Origin of the sequence: Reichenbachiella sp. MSK19-1 (assembly GCF_003590315.1) — a bacterium.
GTDB classification, from domain to species: domain Bacteria; phylum Bacteroidota; class Bacteroidia; order Cytophagales; family Cyclobacteriaceae; genus Reichenbachiella; species Reichenbachiella agariperforans.
This window is the reverse complement of the sequence record NZ_MIER01000015.1, coordinates 919,994-945,066: the sequence shown is the minus strand read 5'-3', so window position 1 is coordinate 945,066 and position 25,073 is coordinate 919,994. Positions and strand designations below refer to the sequence as shown.

21 protein-coding genes are annotated in these 25,073 nt (G+C 45.3%); 6 read left to right on the top strand and 15 right to left on the bottom strand.

The genetic code is table 11. From position 1 onward, the window contains the following. Window positions 1–35: 35 nt before the first annotated feature. Together BGP76_RS20330 and BGP76_RS11785 are read right to left on the bottom strand one after the other, a co-directional pair. The gene (locus BGP76_RS20330) at window positions 36–179 is read right to left on the bottom strand and encodes a hypothetical protein (protein WP_158584261.1); all 144 of its coding nucleotides are present in this window, start codon (window positions 177–179) and stop codon (window positions 36–38) included. Between the two features lie 124 nt (window positions 180–303). Then, window positions 304–1,596, bottom strand: a complete 1,293-nt coding sequence (locus BGP76_RS11785) for an IPT/TIG domain-containing protein (RefSeq protein WP_147407457.1) — start codon at window positions 1,594–1,596, stop codon at window positions 304–306. A gap of 83 nt (window positions 1,597–1,679) precedes the next feature. Here BGP76_RS11785 and BGP76_RS11780 point away from each other — a divergent pair, with 83 nt between their 5' ends. The 3 genes from BGP76_RS11780 (at window position 1,680) to BGP76_RS11770 (ending at window position 9,469) form a co-directional block, all read left to right on the top strand. Continuing rightward, window positions 1,680–1,922 carry a DUF6377 domain-containing protein gene (locus tag BGP76_RS11780; RefSeq protein ID WP_119844805.1) on the top strand — a complete coding sequence of 81 codons (243 nt, stop codon included), beginning with the start codon at window positions 1,680–1,682 and terminating at the stop codon, window positions 1,920–1,922. A gap of 253 nt (window positions 1,923–2,175) precedes the next feature. Continuing rightward, a complete protein-coding gene (locus BGP76_RS11775; RefSeq protein WP_119844804.1) occupies window positions 2,176–7,203 on the top strand; it encodes a translocation/assembly module TamB domain-containing protein in 5,028 nt (1,675 codons plus the stop codon). 1 nt (window position 7,204) lies between these two features. Continuing rightward, window positions 7,205–9,469, top strand: coding sequence for a BamA/TamA family outer membrane protein (locus tag BGP76_RS11770; protein WP_119844803.1), 2,265 nt, complete (start codon window positions 7,205–7,207; stop codon window positions 9,467–9,469). A 47-nt stretch (window positions 9,470–9,516) separates the two neighbouring features. Here the strand turns inward: BGP76_RS11770 and BGP76_RS11765 are convergent, their stop codons facing one another. From BGP76_RS11765 to BGP76_RS11745, 5 genes are all read right to left on the bottom strand, one after another. Continuing rightward, window positions 9,517–10,098: a YdeI family protein gene (locus tag BGP76_RS11765; RefSeq protein WP_073122186.1), complete on the bottom strand. Its 582-nt coding sequence runs from the start codon at window positions 10,096–10,098 to the stop codon at window positions 9,517–9,519. A 326-nt stretch (window positions 10,099–10,424) separates the two neighbouring features. After that, complete coding sequence (locus BGP76_RS11760) at window positions 10,425–10,619, bottom strand: hypothetical protein (protein WP_073122184.1); 195 nt, start codon at window positions 10,617–10,619, stop codon at window positions 10,425–10,427. Between the two features lie 24 nt (window positions 10,620–10,643). Next, window positions 10,644–12,002, bottom strand: a complete 1,359-nt coding sequence (locus BGP76_RS11755) for an ammonium transporter (RefSeq protein ID WP_119844802.1) — start codon at window positions 12,000–12,002, stop codon at window positions 10,644–10,646. A gap of 245 nt (window positions 12,003–12,247) precedes the next feature. Beyond that, complete coding sequence (locus tag BGP76_RS11750; RefSeq protein ID WP_119844801.1) at window positions 12,248–12,508, bottom strand: hypothetical protein; 261 nt, start codon at window positions 12,506–12,508, stop codon at window positions 12,248–12,250. Between the two features lie 101 nt (window positions 12,509–12,609). Further along, the gene (locus tag BGP76_RS11745) at window positions 12,610–12,798 is read right to left on the bottom strand and encodes a hypothetical protein (RefSeq protein WP_073122179.1); all 189 of its coding nucleotides are present in this window, start codon (window positions 12,796–12,798) and stop codon (window positions 12,610–12,612) included. A gap of 234 nt (window positions 12,799–13,032) precedes the next feature. Between BGP76_RS11745 and BGP76_RS11740 the strand changes: the two genes are divergently transcribed. Next, on the top strand, window positions 13,033–13,554 hold the full coding sequence (locus BGP76_RS11740) for an NADPH-dependent FMN reductase (RefSeq protein WP_119844800.1): 522 nt from the start codon (window positions 13,033–13,035) through the stop codon (window positions 13,552–13,554). Window positions 13,555–13,679: 125 nt separating this feature from the next. On the opposite strand, the gene BGP76_RS11735 is transcribed toward BGP76_RS11740, so the two are convergent. The 6 genes from BGP76_RS11735 to tyrS form a co-directional block, all read right to left on the bottom strand. Beyond that, window positions 13,680–15,113, bottom strand: coding sequence for an SDR family oxidoreductase (locus BGP76_RS11735; RefSeq protein WP_119844799.1), 1,434 nt, complete (start codon window positions 15,111–15,113; stop codon window positions 13,680–13,682). Window positions 15,114–15,587: 474 nt separating this feature from the next. Continuing rightward, window positions 15,588–15,908, bottom strand: coding sequence for a type II toxin-antitoxin system RelE/ParE family toxin (locus tag BGP76_RS11730; RefSeq protein WP_084190497.1), 321 nt, complete (start codon window positions 15,906–15,908; stop codon window positions 15,588–15,590). Then, window positions 15,905–16,123: a hypothetical protein gene (locus BGP76_RS11725; protein ID WP_073122175.1), complete on the bottom strand. Its 219-nt coding sequence runs from the start codon at window positions 16,121–16,123 to the stop codon at window positions 15,905–15,907. The genes BGP76_RS11730 and BGP76_RS11725 overlap by 4 nt, the downstream gene beginning before the upstream one ends. Window positions 16,124–16,430: 307 nt before the next feature. Continuing rightward, the gene (locus BGP76_RS11720; RefSeq protein WP_119844798.1) at window positions 16,431–16,982 is read right to left on the bottom strand and encodes a hypothetical protein; all 552 of its coding nucleotides are present in this window, start codon (window positions 16,980–16,982) and stop codon (window positions 16,431–16,433) included. A gap of 555 nt (window positions 16,983–17,537) precedes the next feature. Continuing rightward, complete coding sequence (locus BGP76_RS11715; protein ID WP_119844797.1) at window positions 17,538–19,622, bottom strand: thioredoxin domain-containing protein; 2,085 nt, start codon at window positions 19,620–19,622, stop codon at window positions 17,538–17,540. A gap of 44 nt (window positions 19,623–19,666) precedes the next feature. Beyond that, a complete protein-coding gene (gene tyrS, locus BGP76_RS11710) occupies window positions 19,667–20,953 on the bottom strand; it encodes a tyrosine--tRNA ligase (protein ID WP_216011054.1) in 1,287 nt (428 codons plus the stop codon). Window positions 20,954–21,135: 182 nt separating this feature from the next. On the opposite strand from tyrS, the gene BGP76_RS11705 reads away from it, so the two are divergent. After that, window positions 21,136–22,368, top strand: a complete 1,233-nt coding sequence (locus BGP76_RS11705) for a tetratricopeptide repeat protein (protein ID WP_119844796.1) — start codon at window positions 21,136–21,138, stop codon at window positions 22,366–22,368. Window positions 22,369–22,483: 115 nt separating this feature from the next. Beyond that, window positions 22,484–23,428 carry a hypothetical protein gene (locus BGP76_RS11700; protein WP_119844795.1) on the top strand — a complete coding sequence of 315 codons (945 nt, stop codon included), beginning with the start codon at window positions 22,484–22,486 and terminating at the stop codon, window positions 23,426–23,428. A gap of 20 nt (window positions 23,429–23,448) precedes the next feature. On the opposite strand, the gene BGP76_RS11695 is transcribed toward BGP76_RS11700, so the two are convergent. Both BGP76_RS11695 and BGP76_RS11690 read right to left on the bottom strand, forming a co-directional pair. After that, window positions 23,449–24,111 carry a DUF4159 domain-containing protein gene (locus tag BGP76_RS11695; RefSeq protein WP_119844794.1) on the bottom strand — a complete coding sequence of 221 codons (663 nt, stop codon included), beginning with the start codon at window positions 24,109–24,111 and terminating at the stop codon, window positions 23,449–23,451. After that, on the bottom strand, window positions 24,104–25,021 hold the full coding sequence (locus BGP76_RS11690; protein ID WP_119844793.1) for a DUF6089 family protein: 918 nt from the start codon (window positions 25,019–25,021) through the stop codon (window positions 24,104–24,106). Before BGP76_RS11690 ends, BGP76_RS11695 begins: the two co-directional genes overlap by 8 nt. Window positions 25,022–25,073 lie beyond the last annotated feature (52 nt).

The window sequence follows — 25,073 nt, the reverse complement described above, 5'->3', positions numbered from 1 at the left end:
GTGTATTTAGAAAGTAATAAAAAATAGTTGCCAATCTATACAGGTACTGATTCTTTCAGCATGGCAAAGTTCCCTCCTCCGTCGGGATGACACAATGGAACGTATGCATTTAACTTAACGACATGGGGTGCGAGTTTGCAGCTCGTACCTCCACGTCTGATACAATCTATCTCAAACATTCTCTGTGGAGTGGTTAGACACAAGCTGCAAATTTGCAGCGCGGTGACTATGCGATTGATGACATCAAAAAAGGCGAGTCAACCGACCCGCCTTTCACAAACAATTAATTTCCTAGCTAAAGCCTTAGAACGATGCTGGGCCTCCTACAGAGATACTGGCATTGTCATAGCTCAATGAGTAGAAGATCGCATCTGGGTCAGATGATAGAGGGAGTGTAGTACCCCCCCCGTAGGCTCTTCTGACAGATAGTCCATAGCGGTTCATGTCTCCAAAGTTAAACTCTTCTAACCCTGCTCTGTCTACGAACAGTGAAGCAGGGACAGAGACATTCTGCCATCCATTTTCATCCGGAGCAAACCCCATGTCTAGCAATTCTTTCATCGTAGCGTTGTATTCATAATAGTCGCTAGAGAATCTAAATCTAAATCCAACGACCATTTGTCCGTCGTCTTCATCGCCTGTATAGCCCTCTGGTAGGTCACCTACATTCATTTGGATGTTGAAATAGATGTTTTCTGGTAGTGCTGTCCCAAAGAAGTCAGAGAAAGTCCCTACCTCTTGTTCGGCTGTACCCACATAGCAGATGTAGCTGCCTGAGTACTCCGTGCTGCTGTATCCTTCCATGTGGAAGAAAGTCCCATCAATGGCTGATGGTAGTGCGTCCGCCACGTCTGCTACGTTCGTGACATCATCACTGCGACCAAATGCTGTAGACTCTTCGGTATCTGGACTACCCGAAAAGGCCAATTCCACATCATCATTGTCAAATGTCATTCGGTATTTTTCGTCGATCATTTTGATGACGTAGAATGCATTTTGTTCCGTAGAGGTAGTGGCCGTTCCGCCTTCGTTGATGATAGTGAGCGAGCTGAGTCCTAGTGCCGAGCCATCTCCTACAGTGATCGTGGCAGTAGTTTCGGTTGTACTGACTACCGTTGCATCGACCTCACCGATTTTGACAGAGGAGATAGTCGCCATATCCGTACCTGTGATGATTACAGTCTCTCCCGCCTGAGCAGACATAGGGCTAATATCTGAAATGACGGCAGCTCCTACGATGATGACGTTGAAGTCACCGGCGCTTTCTGCTACGCCACCTTCAGTGGTTACTCTGATTTTGCCTGTCACGGCATCTTCGGGAATAGTCGCTACGATCTCAGTAGAGGTATTGGATACGATGGAAGCATTGGCTCCACCGAATGCAACCGTCAGCGCTTCGTCTAGGTCCGTACCTGTGATCGTGATGTCGTCACCAGGCTCTCCACTCTCTGCACTGACAGCAGTAATGGTAGGAATGGGTGCCGATTTGCCTCCTTCATCTTCGCTACAGGAGATCAAAACTGTCGTGAATAGCAGAATGGCTCCCGCCACCCATGTGCTTTTGAGGTGTACTCTTTTAGATAAGTTTTTATACATAGTATATACATTTAGTTTTCTAAGCTCATAGTTAGATGGATTCAAAAAACTAAAAATCCAGAAATGGGGGTGTAATCGTACAAATGCGGTTCAATGACCTATTCGAGGAGGGTGAGTGCTTTAAACCTGCCAAAGGAGAGATTCTTAGTACCGAACTCAGGTTGTTTGCACTGATCAGAATAGGTATCAGAGATAGTGATCGACTTGCTGGTATTTTGGGCTATTCGGTCAATACCATCTACGCTTATAAGAATCGGATCAAGAATCAATCGTTGATCCCCAACAATGAGTTTGAAGCGGAGGTGATGAAAATTCAATCTAATTAGAGCTTGATTCCTTTTTCTGTCGCGTATTTAGGGGTTAGTGATTTAAGGTCGTAATTCGGTCATGTAGGGTATTTCATTTTCTCTAAACCTAAGCTGTTTTTAGTCTGTGGAGGTATGGTGGCTAACTTGAGAGTAAAGCATTAGGAATCAATGTGGCGCAGTTCTTGGATAAATCTGATCTGTAACGTAGCAGTTTGAAAACGACATAGCTTATCATTGCTGCTACGATAGCATTGGGTTGTATTAGGACTGTATGTCGATAGGGAAGAACTACAAGATTTTAAAGGGTATAGGCTGGGCCATTTCGGGGATTTTCATCCTCTTTGTGGGGATTGTACTCCTCATTCGCAGTGCGTGGGGACAAGGTCTCATTGTGACCAAAGCCCTTGATTTTGTAGCCCAGAAGACAGACACACGTGTCGAGTTGGATAGGCTGTTCATCACCTTTACGGGCAATGTCTACCTAGAAGGACTCTACGTCGAAGATCAACAACAGGACACGCTGCTCTACTCAGACAATCTGGAAGTCTCCGTTGCATTGCTCCCCATTCTCATGGATCGAACCATTGACGTGGACAAAGTCTCATGGTCTGGTCTGACCGCTCGCGTCCAACGAGCGGATAGTACGGGAGCTTTCAATTTTGATTTTCTCATCGATGCATTTGCCTCACAAGATACCGCACAGACTGATCCTCCTAGCGAACCATACCAGTTTGCTATTGGGGTGATTACCTTTCGAGATTTTGACCTGTTATATGATGATCAGTATGCTGGGATGTATAGTACGCTGCAGCTCGGTGAGTTGAGGCTAGATGTAGATCGTATGGATCTGGAGACGCTGACTTTCGAAGTAGACGAACTCAATATCGCCCATACTCAAGTCGTCTACGAACAGACCAAAGCAACCGCAGAGAACGGCAGTAGTTCGAGTGATGATGCGAGTGCTTTGCCTTTTTTTCGGGTAGGGGATTTGGAGCTGGAGGACGTTACGGTGCGTTATGCCGCGAGACCAGATACTATGTCGTTGGATGCTGTGATTGGCTACTTGCTGTTGGAAGATCCTGTTTTGGATTTGACACAGCAGTATATTCAAGGAAAGAAGCTACAGTTGGATGACTCGGATATTGCTTGGCATAGCATGGCTATGGAGGAGCAAGAGAGTGACACGCTGACACAGTCATCAGCATCATTCGAATGGCCAGACTGGCAAGTACAGGTGGATGATATTAGTCTGGAGCGAAACCATTTGTCCTATACTACTGGTAGCAATACCCCAACGGTTGGAGCCTTTAATCCTCAGGCAATGGAGTACCGAGATTTGACGCTCAAAGCGGAGGATATCAGTCTGCAAGATCAACAAGCTCATTTGATACTAAACCAGTTAACATTTGCTGAGGCAAGTGGATTTACATTGAGCGAACTCGCTTTTGAACTGACAGTGGATGAGCAATCTGCCGCGTTGACGGATTTCGTTTTGGCGACTGCCCAGAATAAGCTAAAGGCTGACATACATGCCGAATATGCATCCATCGATCAGTTGATCGAAAACCCCAAACAGACGAAAGTAGCCTTACAATTAAACGACATGGTGCTACAGATGCAGGAGGCTTACATATTTGCCCCTGATTTAGCACAAAACGCTACAGTCGCTGTATTTGGTGAGGAGGTTCTGTCAGGTAGGATTGACCTAGAAGCATCTCAGGCAGCGGTGACACTGCGCCATACGGAGCTACACTGGGGCGATCAGACACACATTACGTTAGATGGAGAAATTCTGAACCCTTTGGATAGCAATCTACTGAGTTTTGACATGCAGACGGTAAAGCTCCGTACAAGAAGGGCAGATGTAGACCGACTGTTAGGAGCACAGGCCTCTGGTATTCAGTATCCTGATTCGATACGGGTGACAGCAGCTGTGGTAGGCGACCTGAGTCAGGTCAAGGTCAATACAGCTGTGAATACTACGGATGGTGATGTGCGTTTGGATGGGCGGTTTTCGAAGAACAAAATGATGTCTTTCGATGCTGACCTAGCAGTGGATCAGTTGGCGATGGGCAAATGGCTACAGAATCCTGCACTAGGAGAAATGAGCTTTACGGCTACAGCCAAAGGCAAAGGGAATGATCTCCAGTCTCTTAATGCAGACCTCAAGACACACTTTACGGCTTTTCAAATCAAAGAAAAAGACTACTCTGATCTTACGCTCAAGGGAGAAATGAAGAACGGGAAGGCAATGGTAGATCTGATCATCGATGATGAAAATATCAAGTTGGCGCTCAACGGTCAGCTGCATCTGATCGAGGAGCGCAAAGAGATACAATTGGCTCTGGATCTAAAAGGAATAGACCTGTATGCACTGGGATTGACACAGGACGATATTCGAGCGAGAATGAAACTAGAGCTTTCGGCTGTTTTAGATTCTGCGGATAGCAGATTGCATGCGGTGATTTCAGAAGGGCAGGTGGTCTATGACAAGGAGCCGTATTCGCTGGGGGCTTTTTCGGTCGATGGTCTGCGTGATGAAGACTCGACGAAATTAGAGATTTCGAGCCAAGTACTCAACGCCAAGCTACTGTCCAATGCCGCTCCTGAGGTGATGATTGCTGCGATAGAGCGGCACTTGTCTAGTTATTTGGAGGATACGACGGAGAGGAATATGGACAGCCCTGTGGGGATGACGCTGGATATGACCATTACCGAAACGCCCATGCTACTAGAGGTGGTTTTGGCAGATTTGGAGGAACTCGATCCAGTCAATCTACATGTGGATTTTAGCGAAGAAAAACGACTGCTGGATTTGCAGTTTTCAGCTCCTTATACCCAATACAACGGAACAGTCGTAGACAGTTTGGAGATGCATGTCCATGCAGATTCTGCTCAGTTAGCCTTTGATATGGGGTGGTATGAGATCGCGATGGATCCAGTACTGATCGAGCGTACGCGTCTGTCAGGGACGGTGGCTGAGGATCAATTGGTATTCGACCTGGATGCCTACCGAGGAGAGGATGTGCTCGTGCATGTGCAGTCTGATGTGCATAGCATTGGCGATACGATAGTCTATCATATGCGCCCAGAGGGGTTGGTCTTGAATGGGCAGTCATGGCAAGTAGACCCTGACAATGAAATCAAACTAGCCCAGTCATTTGTGAATTTTTCAGATTTTGTATTGAGTTATCAGCAGCAGCGGGTGGAACTTGACTGTGGTTTTGCGCAGGTGGATGAGCCGCACATCGGTTTGCGTTTGGCGAATTTTAGTATTGGTTCGGTGACTAGTTACCTGTCGGGAGGTGAGCCGCTGGCTGATGGAGTTATGGGTGGGGATGTGGTTTTGGCCAATCCCTTTGCTGACAAAGCGCTCCTCGCTGACCTGACAGTAAAAAACCTTCAGGCCATGGGAGCGCAGCTGGGTACACTGACCTTGTACGGTGAATCGAAAACAGCTAAAAATTATGATTTTGATCTAGGACTGAAAGGAGAATACATTGATCTGGGACTGAAAGGAGACTATCATGCGTCGGCGGATAGAGCGGCGATGAATCTTGATTTGGACCTGAGACAGTTTCAGGCGGATTTGCTAGATAGTCTCTCTGGAGGGCAGCTCTCAGGTGCTTCAGGTGTGATTACGGGCAAGGCCAAGGTCAGTGGTACGACGCTAAAACCGGAATACAAAGGAAACTTAGCATTTGATCAGGTAGGTTTTCGTGTGGATGCTTTGGATGCCAAGTTTATGCTGGCAGAGGAGCAAATCAGCTTTGATACGAAACAGGTCATACTTAACCAATTTACGGTCCTCGATGAGAAGCAAAATAGCATCGAAATTGATGGGCTGATCAATACGGTAGATAGACTGAACCCGAAGTTTGATATCCGTCTTCGGGCGAAGAATTTTCATGCACTCAATTCTGACAAGAGTGACCAAGAGTTGTTTTACGGGAAAGTCAACTTGGATGCGGACATGAAAGTAGGTGGAGATTTGAAAATTCCTATCATCCGTGGCAAGATCAACATCAACGAGGGGACGAACCTGACAGTTGTGATTCCAGAGTCTGAAGTGGAAGTCAAAGAAAGAGATGGCGTGGTGCTATTCGTGAACAAGCAAAACCCAGACGATATCCTCACCAGAGGCAATGAGGAAGAGCTCTCTGCTATGACACTCAAAGGCTATGATGTCAATGCCACTGTCTCGATCAACGAAAAATCAACTTTCAAAATCGTAGTAAATGAAAACACGAATGACAATTTAGAGATATCCGGTAAAGGAGATTTTAACCTTGGGTTAGAGCCGAATGGACGTACGTCCTTTAACGGTAGGTATGAGATCAGCAAAGGACACTACAAAGCCAGTCTTTATAATTTGGTCACGAAGGAGTTTGATATAGCGTCTGGTAGTCGTATTGTGTGGAAAGGTGACCCGTTGGATGCCGATGTGGATGTTCGTGCGATCTATAAAGTAACGACATCTGCCGCACCACTGATGGCTAATAAGACCTCTGGTTTAACGAGCGATGCAGCCAGTATCTATAACCGACGCTTGCCGTTTTTGGTTTATCTCAATGTGAAAGACCAGTTGCTGAAACCACAAATCTCATTCGAGCTAGATATGAAACCAGAGGATCAGAGTACCCTTGGTGGAGAGGTATATGGACAGATCAAGCAGCTCAACGAGCAAGAAGAGGAACTTAATAAGCAGGTGTTTTCACTGTTGGTGTTGGATCGTTTCTTCCCACAGGCGGGTAGTGACGGTAGTAGTGGAGGTACAGCCGCTATCGCACGAGACAATGTCTCTAAGGTGCTGTCAAGTCAACTCAATCAGGTGTCGGACAAGGTGACGGGCAATTCAGGATTGGAACTGAATTTTAATGTAGACAGCTATACGTATGATCAGGGCGAAGGGGCTGAGACGCGCACGCAGCTCGGAATCGATGCAAGGAAGAAATTTGCGGATGATCGCGTGATTGTGAAGGTCGGGAGTGATGTCAATATCCAAGGCAAAGAGCAGGAGGGACAAGGTTCGCCATTGATCGGTGACGCGAGTGTCGAGTATTTGTTGACCAAAAACGGCCGATACCGTGTCAAAGGATTTGGCAAGGATGAGTTCGATACGGTGATCGATGGGCAGTATTTCGTGACGGGTATAGCTTTTATATACAACCGCGAGTTCAACGAGTTTAGTGATCTATGGAAGAAGGCCGCCAAAGAAGCAGGGATAGATTTAGACTCAAAAAAGCAAAAGAGTTCGAAGAAAGAAGAGCAACAAACCAAGACCGACAAGAAGAAATAATATGACGACAAAGCTCAAAACATATAGCTATTTACTCTTCATCTTACTCATCATAGAAGGATGTACAGTGATGCGTTATGTGCCAGAGAATGAGCGGTTGTATACAGGAGGATCGATTGCTCTCAAGGCGCCTGATGGCGAGAAAAACAAGCGAGCACTGGACAGAGAACTCGAAGAACTATTGAGGCCAAAACCCAATAAGAAGATTCTTGGGCGTAGGGTCGGTCTGATGGCGCATTATCTGGTAGAAAATGATAAAGATGATTTTGTCGTTCGTTTCATCAATAAAAAAATAGGAGAGGAGCCAGTCTATCTCTCCGATGTGAAAACAAACCGAACCGAAGAATTGATAGAAAACCGTCTCGAAAACCGAGGGTACTTCAAAAACTACATCAAGAGTGAAGAGAAAATAGGTCGCCACACTGCTCAGGTGAAATATAGCGTCGAGATGCAAACGCCATATAAGTTGCGCGAATACATTCTCAGTGCTGACAGCCTCCCAATATATAAGGTGATCGCCGAATCCATGGAGAAAACGTTGCTCGACTCAGGTTCACGTTTTGATCTGTATGCACTGACTACCGAGCGGGAGCGTATCGACACCTACCTAAAGTCTCAGGGGTATTATAACTTTAGTCAGAAGCTGCTCATCTTCGAAGCAGACACCAATCAGATCGGAGACAAGAATTTCAATCTCTATCTGCGACTGAAAAAGGATGTGCCTCATGCATCCATTATTCCCTATGAGATTAGTAGTCTGACAGTCTATCCGAACTATTCGGTAGACGAGGATGCGGTAGAAGATACCGTCATGCTCGATAGTACAGCGTATGTACAGGAGGGGATTTTCTTTAAGCCCAATCGGCTGTCCGATCACATCGTATTAGCACAAGGGCAGGGGTATGACCCGACCAATGCCAAATTCACCAGCCGTAGACTCTCCTCGCTCAATACCTACAAGTATGTCAATATTGATTTTGAAGAGCAGCCCATTGATAGTACTTCTCAGCAAGGGTTTTTAGATACCAAAATCTACCTTTCACCGCTGAGCAAACGTGCGGTGCGGGCCGAATTGCAAGCGGTCATGCAGTCCAATAACTTCACGGGTCCAGCTTTGTCTCTGACCTATAGCGACCGCAATCTTTTCGCAGGGGGAGAGAAAATCAATGTCTCGGCAAAGGTGGGCTATGAAGCGCAAGTGCTCAATGGGAGTAACGAAGGGTTGACGAGTACTCAGTTAGGGGGTAATGTGGAGCTGATTTTTCCAAGACTCATCTTTCCTGGGCGATATACTGGACGGTTCAAATATTCGATTCCTAAGACGAAAGTGGCTATGGGTATGGATTTTCTGGATAGGAGTAGCTATTACCGACTGATCTCATATCTCGGGACTTTTGGCTATGCTTGGCAAGGCAACAGACGGGTGTTTCACCAGATTAATCCGATTAGCATCAACTATGTGAACCTGACCCATGTGACGAGTAGGTTTCAAGACATCCTAGATGAAAACACCTTTCTCAAGACCAGTTTTGAGCAGCAGTTTATTGCAGGGCTGACCTATACCTTCGTGTACAATGAGCTGGTAGACTCCAAGAAACCCAACGCACTGCTGATGAAAGTGAATGTAGACATAGCAGGCAACATGGTAGATCTCTTCGCTGGACAGGAGGATGGTGGAAGTAGTGATTTTTTAGGGTTAGCGTATGCGCAGTATGCTAAAATCGATATGGATATTCAGAATCATTATCGTTTTGGGCGATCCCAGGTGCTCGTTGGACGGGTGTTTGGGGGCGTGGGTTATGCCTATGGCAACTCGGTCACTATGCCATATTCCAAGCAGTTCTTTTCGGGAGGGCCTTATAGTGTGCGAGCCTTTCGCATACGGTCTTTGGGACCAGGAACGACCAGTCCTGACGATGCTCAGACCGATAGTTTTTTCGATCAGTCAGGAGATATCCGCATAGAGGCCAATGTCGAGCATCGCTTCCCATTGATTTCATTTTTGAAAGGGGCGTGGTTCGTGGATGCAGGGAACGTTTGGTTGATTAAAGAGAATGATGAATTGCCAGGAGGACGTTTTTCGTCACAGTTCCTGAGTGAACTGGCTGTGGGAGCAGGGGTCGGTCTGAGGGTCGATCTACAAGGTTTTGTGATCCGCCTTGATCTCGCTACCCCACTCAAAAACCCAAGTCTGCCTGCTGGTGAACGACTCACATTTGATCTCCGAGATTCTATCCTCAACTTTGCCATAGGGTACTCGTTTTGATTGTTCTCATGAGAGGATATTGGTATGCTGGGGTTGAATTTTGTGGGCTAGCTAAATGCTTTAGGTTTGCGCTTTTGCCCTGCACTTTCTACGATATCTGTGATTCTTTTTTGTCGAGTCTCAGGTCTTTTGGCTAAGATGACCCATTGCAATAGACTTTTTCTCGCTGATTTACTTAGACTTAGAAAGTAGTCCATGGCGCCAGTTGTCTTTTTTAGTTCTTGGTCTAAGTCTTTGGGTATGGCGAGATTTTCTACTTCATCTAGGATCGTCCATGACCCATTTTGTTTGGCTATCTCGATACACTGAAGCCCTGCATCTGTCATTAGACCTTCCTTGATCAAGAGTTCTACTTTGTCCTTGTTGATCTTTGACCAGATACTGTTGGCTTTTCGTTTGCTAAAGTACTGTATGTATTTTGTCTCGTCGATGGTTTTTTTTACGCTATCTATCCAGCCAAAGCATAGTGCCTCATCTACTGATTGGCTCCAAGTAATGGTAGGGATTTGCGCTTTTTTCTTATAGAAGATGAGCCATACTGCGTCTTTGTCCACATGGTTGGTTTGGAGCCATTGTCGCCATTCTTGTTGATTGGAGGGGCAAAACTCCTCGATTGTTTTCTCTTTCATGTAGGGGTATTATCAGTGCGATCTGAATAGTGTCTATGATGCTAATTTATCCTGAATTGTATAATTCAGGAGTTAAACGTTAAAAAGAAGGTAGTTTAAAGGTCGTAATCAATGTGCTAAATAGCATTTTACTAAGTGTAAGCGTTTAACCCATCGGGTTAAGCTACAACTGACGTTCAGTTCCGAAAAAAACAAACGCGGTTAACATTGGCCGGTAGGGATAGATAAATCCTTTTGGAGGGGATGTTAGATATGTATCAAAACAAATAGTGCAAGGCTTGGAGTAGCCTTGCACTGTGTTTTTTCATTAGAGTAGTGAGTCCATCTTAGCGATGGAGGTTTTTGTTAATGTCCTTGATCGCTGCGAGCGTCGGGATCATGTTACCTTCTACATCCAGAAATTTGATCTTCTTTTGTGAGACCAATTGTACCCGTTCTATGGGACGGATTTCGCGGTATTTTTCTACACTGATCAGGTCGTATCCTGATTTTATTTTGATTGATATTTGGTGTACGGTCATATCGTGATTTTTTCTCGGTTCTACTTATTTCATCAATTGGAGCAACTCTTCTTCGCTCATTTCCATCTCTTCCTCTTCTTCGCCCATATTGGCCTCACCTCCGATGATGATACCATACTTTTCCTCATCAGGAGAGACACGCAGACCTATGGTTTTCTTGAGTAGCGTGAACATGACATAGGAAACCGTGATGGTAAAAACAAAAGCGACTGATACACCTAGTGCTTGTATGCCCAGCTGTGTTAGTCTGGAAGTTTCTGGACCGAATTGCCCGAACAAAGCCACACACAGCGTACCCCACACGCCACAGAATCCATGGACTGGAATGGCGCCTACTGGGTCGTCCAGTTTTAGCTTATAGAGGATGAGGTCATAGCCATAGTTGTGGACGAGTCCAGCCGTGAGACCGACTGCTAATGCGCCGAAGTGGTTGACATTGGCACAGCAAGCTGTGATGGCAACTAACCCACCTATGATTCCTCCGAGAAACTTAGGGTACAGGTCTTTTCTATTCTGAAACCAATAGCAATGAAAGAAGGCAACCAGACCAGCCGCCGCTCCTGCGATGTTGGTATTGAGGATGATGTCGCCTACTGCTCCATCTAGCGCCAACTGGCTACCGCCGTTGAAACCCCACCATCCGAGCCATAGGATGAGTAGTCCTAGGACACTGTAGGAGTAGTTGGCGGGCTTGAACTCCTTAGGGTTTCCGTGGCTATCGAACCTGCCGAGCCGTGGACCGATGATCCATATACCCACTAGTCCTACCCATGCACCTATCGAGTGCACGACGGTCGATCCAGCAAAATCGATAAAGCCTAAGTCGGCTAGCCAAGCGGGATTGTCTTCATAAAACAGATTGCCCCACACCCAGTGTCCAAAGACCGGATAGATGACCACAGCTACGATCGCTGAGGCAGTCATGTAGGGGATAAAACCCGTACGCTCTGACATGGCTCCTGATACGATCGTCAGGGCGGTGGTCGCAAAGGCGATCTGGAATAGGAAAAAGATGGTGCCTAGGCCTGACCCTTCAGGGTTGTCCTGTACACCGATCCCAAAAAACAAATCAGTACCTATGAGCCCATAGGAAGATTTGCCAAACATAATTCCAAACCCGATAAACAGGAAGATCAGACTACCGATGATCCAGTCGATGAGGTTTTTGATGGCAACTGCATTGCCATGCTCGGCTCTGACCATTCCGACCTCAAAAGCCTTGAAGCCCGCTTGCATGAAAAATACCAGCGCGGCGGACAGCAATACCCAGATGTGATCGATGTTGAAACTAACTGTTGGGGGGGAGGCATCGGGCATAGCCCATACCTCAGACATTGTTGCATACGAAATCAGCAACAATGTTGTCATAATTTTTCTCTTCATAAATGATTTTAATGAGTGATTCTACCTACTACTAATTGCGAATATTACTAATAAGTAGTGTGTTTAAAAGCAATCAGAGCACTATATAGTAAAATATGTGAAGAGATAGTTTTCAATATGTCTAATGACCATAAAATAAGGTAATAACTAACGGTTTTAGTGTGGGGGAGTGTCAGGTATTAGTTGCATGCCCTACTCATGTATGAGTCAGGCTATGACTCAAATTGGCTATACAACGGTCGGGTTTACTGACCAATGTAAATTCTTGATTCGGAGAATAAGTCATAGACTGCTACGAGAGATTCTCTGCCTGTCGAGTTGTCGTAGGGTTCGTATTGAGAGATGCTGTTTCGGTCTTCGGTATATACTGGCGAATAGCTCGACTCGAACTCATCCCAGACAATGAGGAGGTATTGATAAGAGATTTTGCTCAAACGGCCCTCTTCTAACCAAGTATTGAAAAGCATTTCGTCTAGTGGTCTCGGGTAATCAGAACTATCAAACATAATTTATGGGATGCAAATCGTTTCTTTCAATAAGGTAGACCGTCTACGAATGTCTGTGCAAATCTAGAAAGTAGTTGGGGCAATTTGGTATTCGTGTGATGCTAATTTAGGCAGGTATTCATCTCCTCAAATCGTTTAATAATTTTCATAGCCGTAAATTGCTCAGTAGACTTTAGCTGGTTGACTACCGATATACTCGATTCGTCATAGTGTAGATAGTCATTTTTTAGGTCTACCCGTTGTCCCATTTTTAGGCGTTTTTCTTCGGTATTGTACCACAAGTAAATCATTTCTTATTGGACTTTAGCTGTTTGATGTTTCAAATCTGCCGTGATCTAGATCTAAAATGAAATTGTTTCGATAGAGGCCTCTAATGAGACGATGAATGAGGGGGGTGATGCTTTATATGTATGATATAGGTGGTGCCAAAGTACATTGACCAGCTTTTTTGCCTTTTGTCTAAGGCCAAAGGCAGGAATTGTAAATTCGGTTTTAACTTGCCATTGAATTATTATGCGTATTACATGATCACGATTATTAGCGGTACTAACAGAAGAAACTCTGTATCGAAGAAAATAGCACATATCTATCAATCTATCCTGAGAGACAAAGGGCAAGAAGCGGAAGTGATTTATTTGGAAGATTTGCCAACGGACTTTGTCACGACGGCACTCTACGAAAACGCTGGAAAGAATAAGCTCTTCAACCCTTTTCGTGAGCTGATCATACAGTCACAAAAAATGATCTTCGTCGTACCTGAGTACAACGGTTCTTTCCCTGGTGTACTCAAAGCCTTCATCGACGGGATGAAATACCCTGATGCATTTCGAGGTAAGAAAGCCGCTCTCGTAGGTTTGTCTTCAGGGATACAAGGGGCAGGTCTAGCGCTGAGTCACCTTACGGATATATTCAACTACTGTGGCATGCACGTACTCGCCCAAAAGCCCAAACTATACCATATCGAAAAGAACCTGACCGAAAACAAACTGTCAACGCTGTATCATGGTCTACTCGAAGAGCAGGTCGATGCGTTGCTGACATTCTGATGAGCGCTTGCTGAGAAACGTCGGGAGACTTAAAACCATACAATACTTCTTTCTGACATGCTTTTGGTATCTAGCTTAGTTCTGTCTCTTGTTGCTCTCAGGTATGCATGTGGTATCGAAAATAGCTAACCCTGCACAGCTGGAGGTGTAGTGAGCTGTGTGATCATCCCTTTAAAGATGAATCCATGAAAGGGGAGTACTGCATACCAGTACAGTCGTCCTAGTACACCTAAGGGTCTAAAAGTAGCGGTCTGTATGAGTTGATCGTCCACTATCTTGAACTCAAGCCAAGCTTCGCCGGGTAGTTTCATCTCAGCAAATAAGAGTAACCGCCCTTCGGTTTTGTTGGCGTACAAGGTGCGCCAAAAATCGATCGTGTCACCGACATTGATAGATGAGGGATTGGTTCGTCCTCGTCTTAGTCCGACACCCCCGGAGAGTTTGTCGATAAAGCCCCTTAGGCTCCATAGCCAGTCGCCATAGTACCACCCTGTCTCTCCACCTAGACTCCATATTTTGTGAATGCATGCGGTTCGGTCTTTGATGGTACGGGTTCTTACATCTTTGAAACATCCGTAGGAAGGGACTTGAATAAAGTCCGATATGTTAAAGCTAAGTCCGCTACTCGAATAGGCATCTTTCCAACTGGACAGGATTTCGTTGCTTTCGATTTTGTGAAAGGCTTTGGCCAAGGATTCTTGATAGCTGATAGGCTTGATCCCTAGGATGTCAGCGAGCTGATGGTCACGGCAGATCACTTCTATTTTCATACTGTTGACGAGGGATATGGCCAGTTTGTAGGAGGTGGAGGTGACGAAGTATAGCCAGTAGGAGGAGAGTTTTGGGGTCATCACGGGCACAGTGATGATGGTACGCTTAAGGTTTCGTGCTTGGCCAAACTCCAGCAGCATGCTTTTGTATGACAATACATCTGGCCCACCGATATCAAAGTTTTGGTTATAGGTTTTTGGGTTGAAGAGTGACTTGGAGAGAAAACCAAGGACATCCGAGATGCCTATGGGTTGACACTTGGTGTTGAGCCACTTGGGGGTGATCATGACAGGTAGTTTTTCTACCAGGTCACGTATGATTTCGAAGGAGGCACTGCCCGAGCCAATAATGATCCCTGCTCGTAATGCAGTGAAACTGTAGTCCCCTTTGCTCAGTTCTATTTCTACATTTTTTCGAGAACTGAGGTGTTTCGAGAGCTCTGATTCGTTGACTATCCCGCTGAGATAGATGACATGCTGGACACGGGTTCTATTCAGTGCCTGTCTGAAATGGATGGCGGATGTCTCTTCGAGGGACTGATAGTCGGCTGACGCGGACATGGAGTGTACCAGATAATATGCGGCATCTATGTCCTCGGGGATATGTGCTAGTGATGCCTCATCCAGTAGGTCTAGTTGTAGTACGGAGATATTGCCATGCAGTGACGCAGGGGGATTGAATCTTTTAGGGTCTCTGACACAGCAAATGACCTCATGGCCAGCTTCCACGAGAATGGGAAGCAGTCGTTTGCCAATGTATCCTGTAGCTCCTGTTAGTAGTATTTTCATAGGGTAGGGTTGTACTCCATTGCTACAGCGGTAGCCTTGGGTTTAGGTGAAGATAAAGGATCGGTTGGCCAATAACCAAAATGTGGCTAGAGGTTCCCTACCGATAGACAATGGAAATGCGATCGAACGTGGGGAGAACTTTTTCCAAAATGCTATCTTTTATTGTCCTGAAAAGTTCAATTCTTTTGAAACGGCTATTCGATTGTCTCATCGTCAGGCAACCCGTTTACTTGGTTTTTCGACTCGCTGATTTCTGGTTTTATACCCCGATGGCCGCTTGGTTTGGGTTGTATATTGCAGTGATGGGAGCATACTCAAAAAGGTAAGCTTACTAGGAGTATAAGGTAAGGCAACACACACCTCAACTAAAGCTTACTTGGAGCCCATGGTAAGGCAAGCTTTGGGTCTTGTATAGTCCAGTATTGAAAAACGGTCAATGTACCTTGGGTTTATCGTTCACGGCCGTCTACTTGATTAGCGATTTTTTTTAATCTCCTTTAGTAGTTCTTTTGGATTTTGTCGATTATCACTAAGAGTAATTATTTCTATATCAAGTCCTTTAATTCTGTAATAAAAAGATGTTTGTTTGGAAATAACACATTTGTAAAACCCGCCCATTAAATTAGTTTTAGGAGAGGATTCAGGGAATTTTTCAATTCTTCGGATTGCTGAATCTAAATCTTTAAGAAAATTTGATTTAGATTGATGTCCCCACTCAGAATTTAGATATTCAAGGAGTTTATCTAGTTTTAATTCTGCAACAGGAGATAAGTAAATAGTATGCTTACTACTCAAGAAACTTTCTTCAAATAATCATCAAATGAGGTTCTACTTCCTTTATCTAGAAGATTTAAAGCAATTTCAATTTCTTCGGTTTCAGACTTTGTTAATTCTTCTCCGAAATCTTCATACTGACTTTGTATTAAGTCCTTAATCTTTTGAAGAATAGAGGGATTCTCTAAGTTTAAAATAAGTTTTGCTAATTCTATTTTAGATGTTTGTAAATCCATATTACAATTTACGAAAAAGTATGATTGAATTTGTCTGAAGTAGATTTATTAGATGTTAATTTTCGCTATCGCCCATGTATGAGGCATGTGCTCACACTTTGGACGAAGTGGCAAAATCTTCCAGGGCATCTAAAGTATTGGAAAGCACTGCTTTTAGAAAGATGAAAACTCCTACGAACCGGAGGTCCCTTGCGAGCAGGCCTGTAGGGTAACTGTACGCTGGGTGGTGTGAGAGGCGCACTGGCGGTCATTTGACCGTCAGCCGTCTACTTGATTGGCAACCGTTTTTTATCAGCTAGTTATAAAACTATTTAATTGTATCAGAATTCTTTAGAATCTTATTCTGCAAATTATCAATAGTTTCGTTGTCTTTAATTAAAGTTGATTCTTGATTTTGAATTTCATCAGCTTGTTGTTGGGTTTCTATTTCTTTATTTGGGATAATTCCAAAATCTTTCAATAAGCTAATACCACTATAAATTCCACCAAAAGAACCTAAAATTAATACTGGGATAAATGTTTTGGCTTTTATTTTTGAAATTTGAAAATCCAATTCCGCCTTTCTTTCCTTTCTATTTTGGGTTTTAAAATAATCATCAAAATCAAAACCATAAGAATTGGATGTCCTTAAAATCAAAGCCCATCCAGTTTGAGACTGTTCAAATTTTCCTGCCTCTGCTTTGTCAAAAATATTTGCAAATCTTCTGAATTCAGTATCTAAATCATTATTATTATTATTGAAATTTTGCTTAAAATCCTTTGGTAAGCTGTCAAAATCAATTCCATTGCTATTTATTGGCTTAATCAATTCTGACAATAAACCTTTTAAAATTGGGATATCTTTCTTTTCTATTTTCATTCTAAATGGTTGCCAACAACCGAATATAGTTCACTCCACAGTTTATACGTATAATTACACGTATAAAACACGACTACCATCAGGCTGTTTGTTTTGATTCCTCCAAGGATAAGCCATTCTTCACAATCCCATACCAACACCTGGCTTGAAAATCACGCGAATCATGAAAAACTCCCAAATCTAGGTAGCGAATCAAAGGCTCGCTCTTTTCATCTTTCAGATAGCTTTGAGGAGAGTAATAAAGGTTTGGGTTTCTGCTTGCGCAAGCAGAAGATCCACCTTGGGCAAGCAGGCAGTTGAGCTTGCCCAAGCACAGGCTCCCCCTTGCGCAAGGGGAGCGTCGACCTAGCGCAAGACCAGAGCTGAGTCAATGGCTGTACAAGCGCTACAAAACAATATCCCACCCTTGGAGGCTTGTCTACTACGGAGAGTTGCCCTCTTCTTCCAAAAGCCTGACTGAGTACCTGTCCAGATTCGATATACTCCTAACCCTTCAAGATTTATCTTCACTTAGACAGAAATCTTGAAGGGTTTAGTGGGCTATAAAGGCATTTTTTACTTCTTGATTTGTTTCAAGGCTTGGTCTACTGTCTGTGTGGGCAGTTGGCAGGATTTGTTTTGGCAGACGTAGAGGAAGGTGGCACCTTCGGAGTGTTTTCCTGCTAATAGCGCGAGCGTTCCTTCTGTTTTGCCGCCTAGGAGTATCTTGTTGGGGATGTAGTGCTGGGCTAGCGCATCGCGTTTGGCGGCTGCCTCGTCTCCTACGATGGCTACTTCGTAGTGTGTTTCTCCTAGTAGGGTGTAGAGTCGCGCCCAGTTGCTGTAGTAGAAGGGGTATTCGCTGAAGTTGGCTTGGCTGTTGGCGATCATTTGTGCAGCATGCTGGATGTCTTCTTCTTGGTAGAAGTACTGCCCCAGCAGGATGAGTGCATGCGCCATGGCGGAGTTAGAACTGGGGATGACGTTGTCCGAGAGTTCCATCTTTCTCGCGATCAGTTTCTGATCCGTGTCAGAGGTGTAGTAGTACATTTTGGATTTTGGATCCAAAAAGTGTGCATTGACAAAGGTCTTCATCTCTTGTGCCTGGAGTAGCCAAGCCTCGTCAAAGGTCGCTTCGTACAGCTTGACGAAAGCGAGGATGGTAAAGGCATAGTCATCTAAGAAACCATGTATGGTCGATTTGCCATTCTTGAAGTTTCTATTGATTTGATTCGCGTCAAAGATTTGCTGGGTCAGTAAGAAGTTTCCTGTTTCTAGGGCTTGCGTTTTGTACGCCTGTTTGCCCGTCGCAAAGTATGCATCCGTCAGTGCGGTGACCATGAGTGCGTTCCATGAGGTCAGGATTTTGTCATCTAGTCCTGGGCGTATGCGCTGGTCTCGTGCAGTGATCAGCGTGGCTTTGCAGTCATCGATGATGCGTTGGATTTCGGTCTCCGTGCGGCCATAGTCTACCGATAGCGTTCTGACAGAGGTTTTGCGTTCTAGGATGTTCTTTCCTTCAAAATTCCCTTTGGGCGTGATGCCATAGTAGGTCTTGAATATTTGGGCTTTTTCACCCAGTAGGCTATCGATCTCACTGGCCTGCCATACGTAGAATTTGCCTTCCTCTCCATCGCTATCGGCATCTAGTGACGAGTAGTATCCGCCTGATGTGTCTTTGAGCTCACGGTTACAAAACGCGATCGTTTCCTCTACGGTCTGTAGGTAGGTATCATCACCATAGTGTTGATAGGCGTGACTGTATAGACTGATCAACTGGGCATTGTCATAGAGCATCTTCTCAAAATGCGGAACGGTCCACGTCGCGTCGACCGAGTAGCGCGCAAAACCACCGCCGAGGTGATCGTAGATACCGCCATTGGCCATGTGATCTAGCGTCGTGCGTATGGCTTGGTTGACTGTGTCGTTGTTTCGGTAGTAGCTCTCTGCCATCAGGTATTCATAGACCGTCGGCATGGGGAACTTAGGCGCTTCGTTTTTGCCTCCTAGTTCTAAGTCTATCCCGGCGAGTAGGTTTTGAGCGATTTGGATGGTAGTGTCTGAGGAGTAGTCGCCAGCAGTTTCGTTGAAGGTAGGCATCTCGTTGTTAGAGATGCCTTCGGTTACTTTGTCGGCATGCTCACGGAGCTTTTCGGGTTCGCTTTGGTAGATTTTAGAGAAGTGGTTGAGCACTTTCTCCCAGTTGTCCCGAGGGAAGTAGGTCCCTGCAAACACAGGTTTGCCATTCGGCAAAGCGATGATATTGAGCGGCCAGCCACCACGGCCAGTCATGAGCTGGGCGGCATCCATGTAGATTTGGTCGATATCGGGGCGTTCTTCTCGGTCTACTTTGATGGAGACGAAGTTGGTATTCATGTTCGCTGCGATCAGGCTATCCTCGAACGACTCGTGCTCCATGACATGACACCAGTGACAGGCGGCATAGCCTATGCTGATGATGACGAGCTTGTCTTTTTTTTGTGCCTCGGCTAGGGCTGGGTCTCCCCAGGGCTGCCAGTTCACGGGGTTGTGTGCATGCTGGAGCAAGTAGGGGCTGCTTTCGTGGATCAGGGCGTTGGTGTACTTATGTTCTTGGTTCATAGGGGTACAGGCATGGATGAGTAGCAGGGCGATGAGCCCTGCTAAAAATTGCTTTTTCATAATCTTGGTATTTGGATTCCCAAACGCCCCAATCTACGCGTCTATTAGGACGCGACAGTGATCAGGTAGTAGTTTTTCTTGCCCTTCTGTGCAAGCAGGTATTTGTCATTGAGTAGGCTGAAGTCAACCGCTTGATCCGCAGATTCTACTTTGGTTTTGTTGATGCTGACACCACCGCCTTTGATCATGCGTCGCGCCTCTCCTTTGGAGGGGAATACTACGCCATCGCTGCCTTCGGATAGTAAGTCGGTCACGTTTTCTAGCGCCGCATAGTCCGCTTGGCTGATGGTAGCCTGTGGTACGCCTTCGAATACAGACAGCAGTGTTTTTTCGTCCAGAGAAGCCAGATCCTCAGCAGTTGACTTGCCGAATAGGATACTGGATGCTTTGATGGCCATCTCCAGATCCTCTTGAGAATGTACTCTGACCGTGATGTCCTCGGCGACTGCTTTTTGGAGTATTCTGAGGTGTGGGGCTTCCTTATGCTCTGCGATCAAGTTGTCAATCTCTTCTTTCTCTTTGAGGGTAAAGATCTTGATGTAGTTTTCTGAATCTTCGTCCGATGAGTTGAGCCAGTATTGGTAAAACTCGTACGGAGACGTTCTGTCCTTGTCCAGCCATACATTGCCACCAGCCGTCTTCCCAAACTTAGTCCCGTCTGCCTTGCGGATGAGTGGCGTAGTGATCGCCCATGCTTCGCCTTGTGCTTTTCTTCGGATCAGTTCGGTACCGGTGACGATATTGCCCCACTGGTCAGACCCGCCCAATTGTACTTTGCAGTTTTTGTTTTGGTTGAGCCAGTAGAAGTCATAGCCTTGCACCAGTTGGTAGGTGAACTCGGTGAAAGACATGCCTGTCTCTAGTCTTGTTTTGACAGAGTCTTTGGCGAGCATGTAGTTGACAGAGATGTGTTTGCCTACATCACGGATGAAGTCAAGGAAGTTGAAATCCTTGAACCAGTCGTAGTTGTTGACCATCTCAGCAGAGTTGTCCCCACAGTCAAAATCCAAGAACTGCTCTAGTTGTTTTTTGACACTTGCCAGGTTGTGATTGAGGATGTCCTCGGACAGCAGGTTTCTTTCGGCAGATTTGCCAGATGGGTCACCGACCATGCCTGTCGCACCACCTACCAGTGCTAGTGGTTTGTGTCCTGATCTCTGTAGATGTACGAGCGTCATGATCTGTACCAAGTGTCCGATGTGTAGCGAATCAGCCGTCGGGTCAAATCCAATATAGGCAGACACCATTTCTTTATTCATTTGCTCTTGTACCCCAGGCATCTTATCGTGTATCATGCCTCTCCACGTCAGTTCTGCTACAAAGTCTTTTATCATTATTCTAATAATATTCTGTAAGTATTCTTGAGATTTTGAACTGACAAAGATAGAAGTAAAAAATAGGATTGGATAAGGATTTTTAATTAAGCCAAAAAATAAATTATTCAATCTGTAATCCGTATTTTGGGCGTTAAAATCTACTGTGACCAGCTATCTAACATAACTAAAGCCATGATATGCAGCTAAAACTAACGCTAACGATTTTAACATTTCTCACATCTTTTATAGCTCTAGGTCAGGGGCAAGATTCTTATTCGAGCCGAGCAGAAAAGGAGGCCGCTGCTGCCCGATACTATCAACAAGCGAACGAAGCGGTGCTCCAAGCCAGATATGAGCTAGGCGTGATCTACTACGATAGTGCAATCCAGTTGGATAGCCGCCAGTCAGACTATTATATTTCCAGAGGGCAGGCCAAAGAGCTGGAAGGGGATGAGGTCGGTGCTTTGATTGATTTTGAGTCCGCTCGCAAAGTAGACCCTATGAACTATGCTTCGGTGTTTAAGCGAGCTTTGATCTACTATAACAGAAAGAACTACAAGCAGGCAGCGTCTGATTTCACTTTCCTGATCGACAACATGGAGACCATCGAGACGCGTGCGGTGATTTTTAAAGGCGTGTCCTATGAGGAAGATGGAGAGGTCAAACTATCAGGAATCTCTACGATGGAGGAAATGAAGGCGGATGTCTACATTCATCGTGCGATGACCTATGAAAAGCTAGGGTACAATACGCCAGCGATGTTGGATTTTGATGCGGCGATCGAGTTGAATGGTTTCGATCCAAACTATTATGTGAGTCGGGGGATGTACCGGTTGGATCGTGGAGACAAAACAGGTGCGATAGCAGACTATCGTCGTGCACTCAAGATCAATCCGCATCACCGCAATGCACTATATAATCTAAGCTTCCTCGTAGATGAAGACGAACGTGATGAGATCAATCAGATATTGTTTGGCAAAGGTGATTTTGCCAAGGTGTACTCCAAACGGGCATTTGAGCGCTTTCAGAAAGGGCAGTATGAAGCGGCGCTGTTGGACTATGATTCTGCTTTGCTCATCAAGGCTGATAATGCCAGTGACCTGATGAATCGCGGGATTGTTAAATCCAAACTGGGAAAGTATGAGTCGGCTATCGAAGATTTTAATTCATCCATCTATGCGGATAATTCACTGCTGAGGAACTTTGTGCTCATCGGCAATGCGCAGCAGGAGCTAGGAGACTATGGCTATGCGATCAAGTATTATCAAAGATTTCTAGACAATGCGGGACCAGACGCGTCAGTATTCTACAATATGGGACTGGCTTATATGAAGGATAGTCAGGATGATGAGGCTTGCAAGACTTTTCGTAAGGCGATAGAGTTAGGAGAAGAGCGAGCAGAAAAACCGATGGATAAGGTTTGCTTCTAAATGTTGCATCTGGATTCAATTTCTATCGGGTATCTAGGTTGCATTCCACTCAATATGATATATTCGCTATCAGTAGATATAAAACGTATTAGGTACGGGTATTAAAACACAAAGCATGTACGAAGTAAAAAAAGCGCCAATCGGTAGGTTTGAAGCCTATCGTTTGACGAACACAGCAACTGGCGAGTATTTGGAGGTATTGTCGGGTTTTGGAGCAGGGATCAATGATTTAGTGGTCGAGAACGGCAAAGGAGATTTGGTGTCTATCATAGATGGATACCGCAGCGAGGAAGAGGTGATGCGTACCCATCATTCAGCCTTCAAAGGCTCTAAGCTTTCACCGTTTCCTAATCGACTGACTGCTGGGCAATACAGTTTTGAGGGTGAGGATTACCAGATGATAGTCAATGAAATCGATCGCAACAATAACCTGCACGCATTGTTGCACTGCAGACCCTTTGAGGTGGTAGATACGGTGGATGGCTCTGACAACTGTCAGTTGGTACTCCGCTATCAATACCTCGGTACCGATCAAGGTTATCCATTTGCTTACGCGATGACTGTCACGATTTCGTTCGGAAAGGAAGGTACACGTTTCGACACGTCGATAGAGAATATAGGGCAAGGCAGCATGCCGATAGGTGACGGATGGCATCCTTACTTTCAGTTCGACAATGGTGTAGAACAGTTGACATTAGAGATGGGAGCTGCCAAGCGTATCTTTTCGCTTGCAGGCAATGCCGTTTCGGACACACATGGTTTCGAGTCAGGTCAGGAGCTAGCCGATATGGCTTTAGATGATTGCTTTCAAGTGACGGATACCAATGTGCCTTTCGTAGTGTCTATGACAGATCCATCGAATGAGATGAAGGTACAATTGTTTCAAGAGAAAGAGTATGGGTACTGTCAAATCTATTCGCCTGATTCGCGCAAGACACTGGCTGTAGAGCCTGTAACGTGTCCTCCGAATGCCTTCAATACAGGGGAAAGCTTAGTCGTTTTAAAGCCAAATGAGAAGTGGGAGTTAGGCTTTGGAATCAAAGTATTGAAGACTCAATAAAATTTAGCCAGCGTTATTAGTTACTCAGAGAAAGCGTAACTAATGATGTTGGCGCCCATGCGCAGTGCTTCTTCTCTTTTGTTGGCGGGATCGTTGTAGATGATTTGATCCTCCCAGCCATTGCCGAGATCGGATTCATAGGAGTAGAAACAGACCAACCGTCCTTCGTAGATCAGACCGAACCCTTGTGCAGGTTTGCCATCATGTTCGTGGATTTTGGGTAGACCTCCAGGGAACTGGTATAGCTGTCGGTATATCGGGTGGTCATGCGGCAGCTCTACGAATGCTAGATTAGGAAAGACTTTCTTCATTTCGAGTCGGATGAATTGATCCAAACCATAGTTGTCATCGATATGCAAAAAACCTCCTGCTATGAGATAGTTGCGCAGATTGCTGGCGTCATTGGGTGAGAAGACTACATTGCCATGCCCCGTCAAGTAGACATAAGGGTACAAAAATAAATCTGGACTACCGACCTCTACCACTGCATCTTCTGGATCTAGGTTGGTATGGAGTCGCTGATTGCAGAAAGTGGCTAGGTTGGGTAGTGCGGTCTTATTGCCATACCAGTCTCCCCCTCCGTCGTATTTGACTTTGGCGATCTGTATTTTGTTTTGCGCAAATGCGCTACTGCAGGAGATCAGCAGTACCATCAGTATACTTTGTAGTTTGTGATCAATCATACGCACCCCGTTTGCCAAGTATTTTGCCTTTTCTGCCTCTTCCTTTTTTTGATTTGAATACATCTTTTGGGAGGTAAACCTCTAGGTTGACATTCATCAGAAAGTAAGAATCGAATTTCCCATTGCCACGTTGCTGTCCAGGAATCATTTCATCAAACGCGTCTTGGTTGATGATGTAGACATTGTCTTCGAATTTACGATTGCTGAGAGATGCATCGATCGTGCCGTCGGGATAGCCCTGTCCGTCACCGTTGGGGTTGGCATAGTCACCGTACACATCATCCAGATGACCTGTGAATGCATACCTATAGCCAACGTCTACGCCTAAGTTGATGAATTCAGTGATCACTAGTTTTATACCGATATTGACGGGAATGATCCATGCCCAACCCTTGTAGTTTTCGGTTTCGGTTTGGTAGTCGCGTAGTGTGTAGGTGGTGGATTTGCCTTCTGAGTTGGTCAAATCTGCTTTTGGGTTGAAGAAAGTTTGTCCTCCACCTATGGCGATGTAGGGTTCATAGACTCTGCGTTTGTAGTATTTTCCTTTGTACTTGAACAGATAGTAGACCATCTGTAGTTGCCACTCATGGTTTTGAGAATGAAAGGAGAGGTTGCGCTGCCTGTTGTAGGAGCTGTCTGCGGCGTTACGGTCTGAGCCTTCTAGTTTGTAGGTGGCATATTGGGCACGAACCGCAATTTTGGAATAGAGACGCGCTTCTGCACCTACGTTGAAATGTGATAGGCCAGAGGTAAGGGGTGATCCATTGGTCAAGTCTCCTAAGTAGCCTGTCCATCCCGTCCCAGCGAATACCGAGAAATACCGATCGTGATAGCGCCAGTCAAAGAAGTTTTGGGACTGGCTTGCAAAGGCGGAAAGGAAGAAAATAACAAATAGACTCGTGCGAAGCATATAATTTTTTTAACCCTTCAAAAGTATGGTATACACACAATAGTTGCTGTTT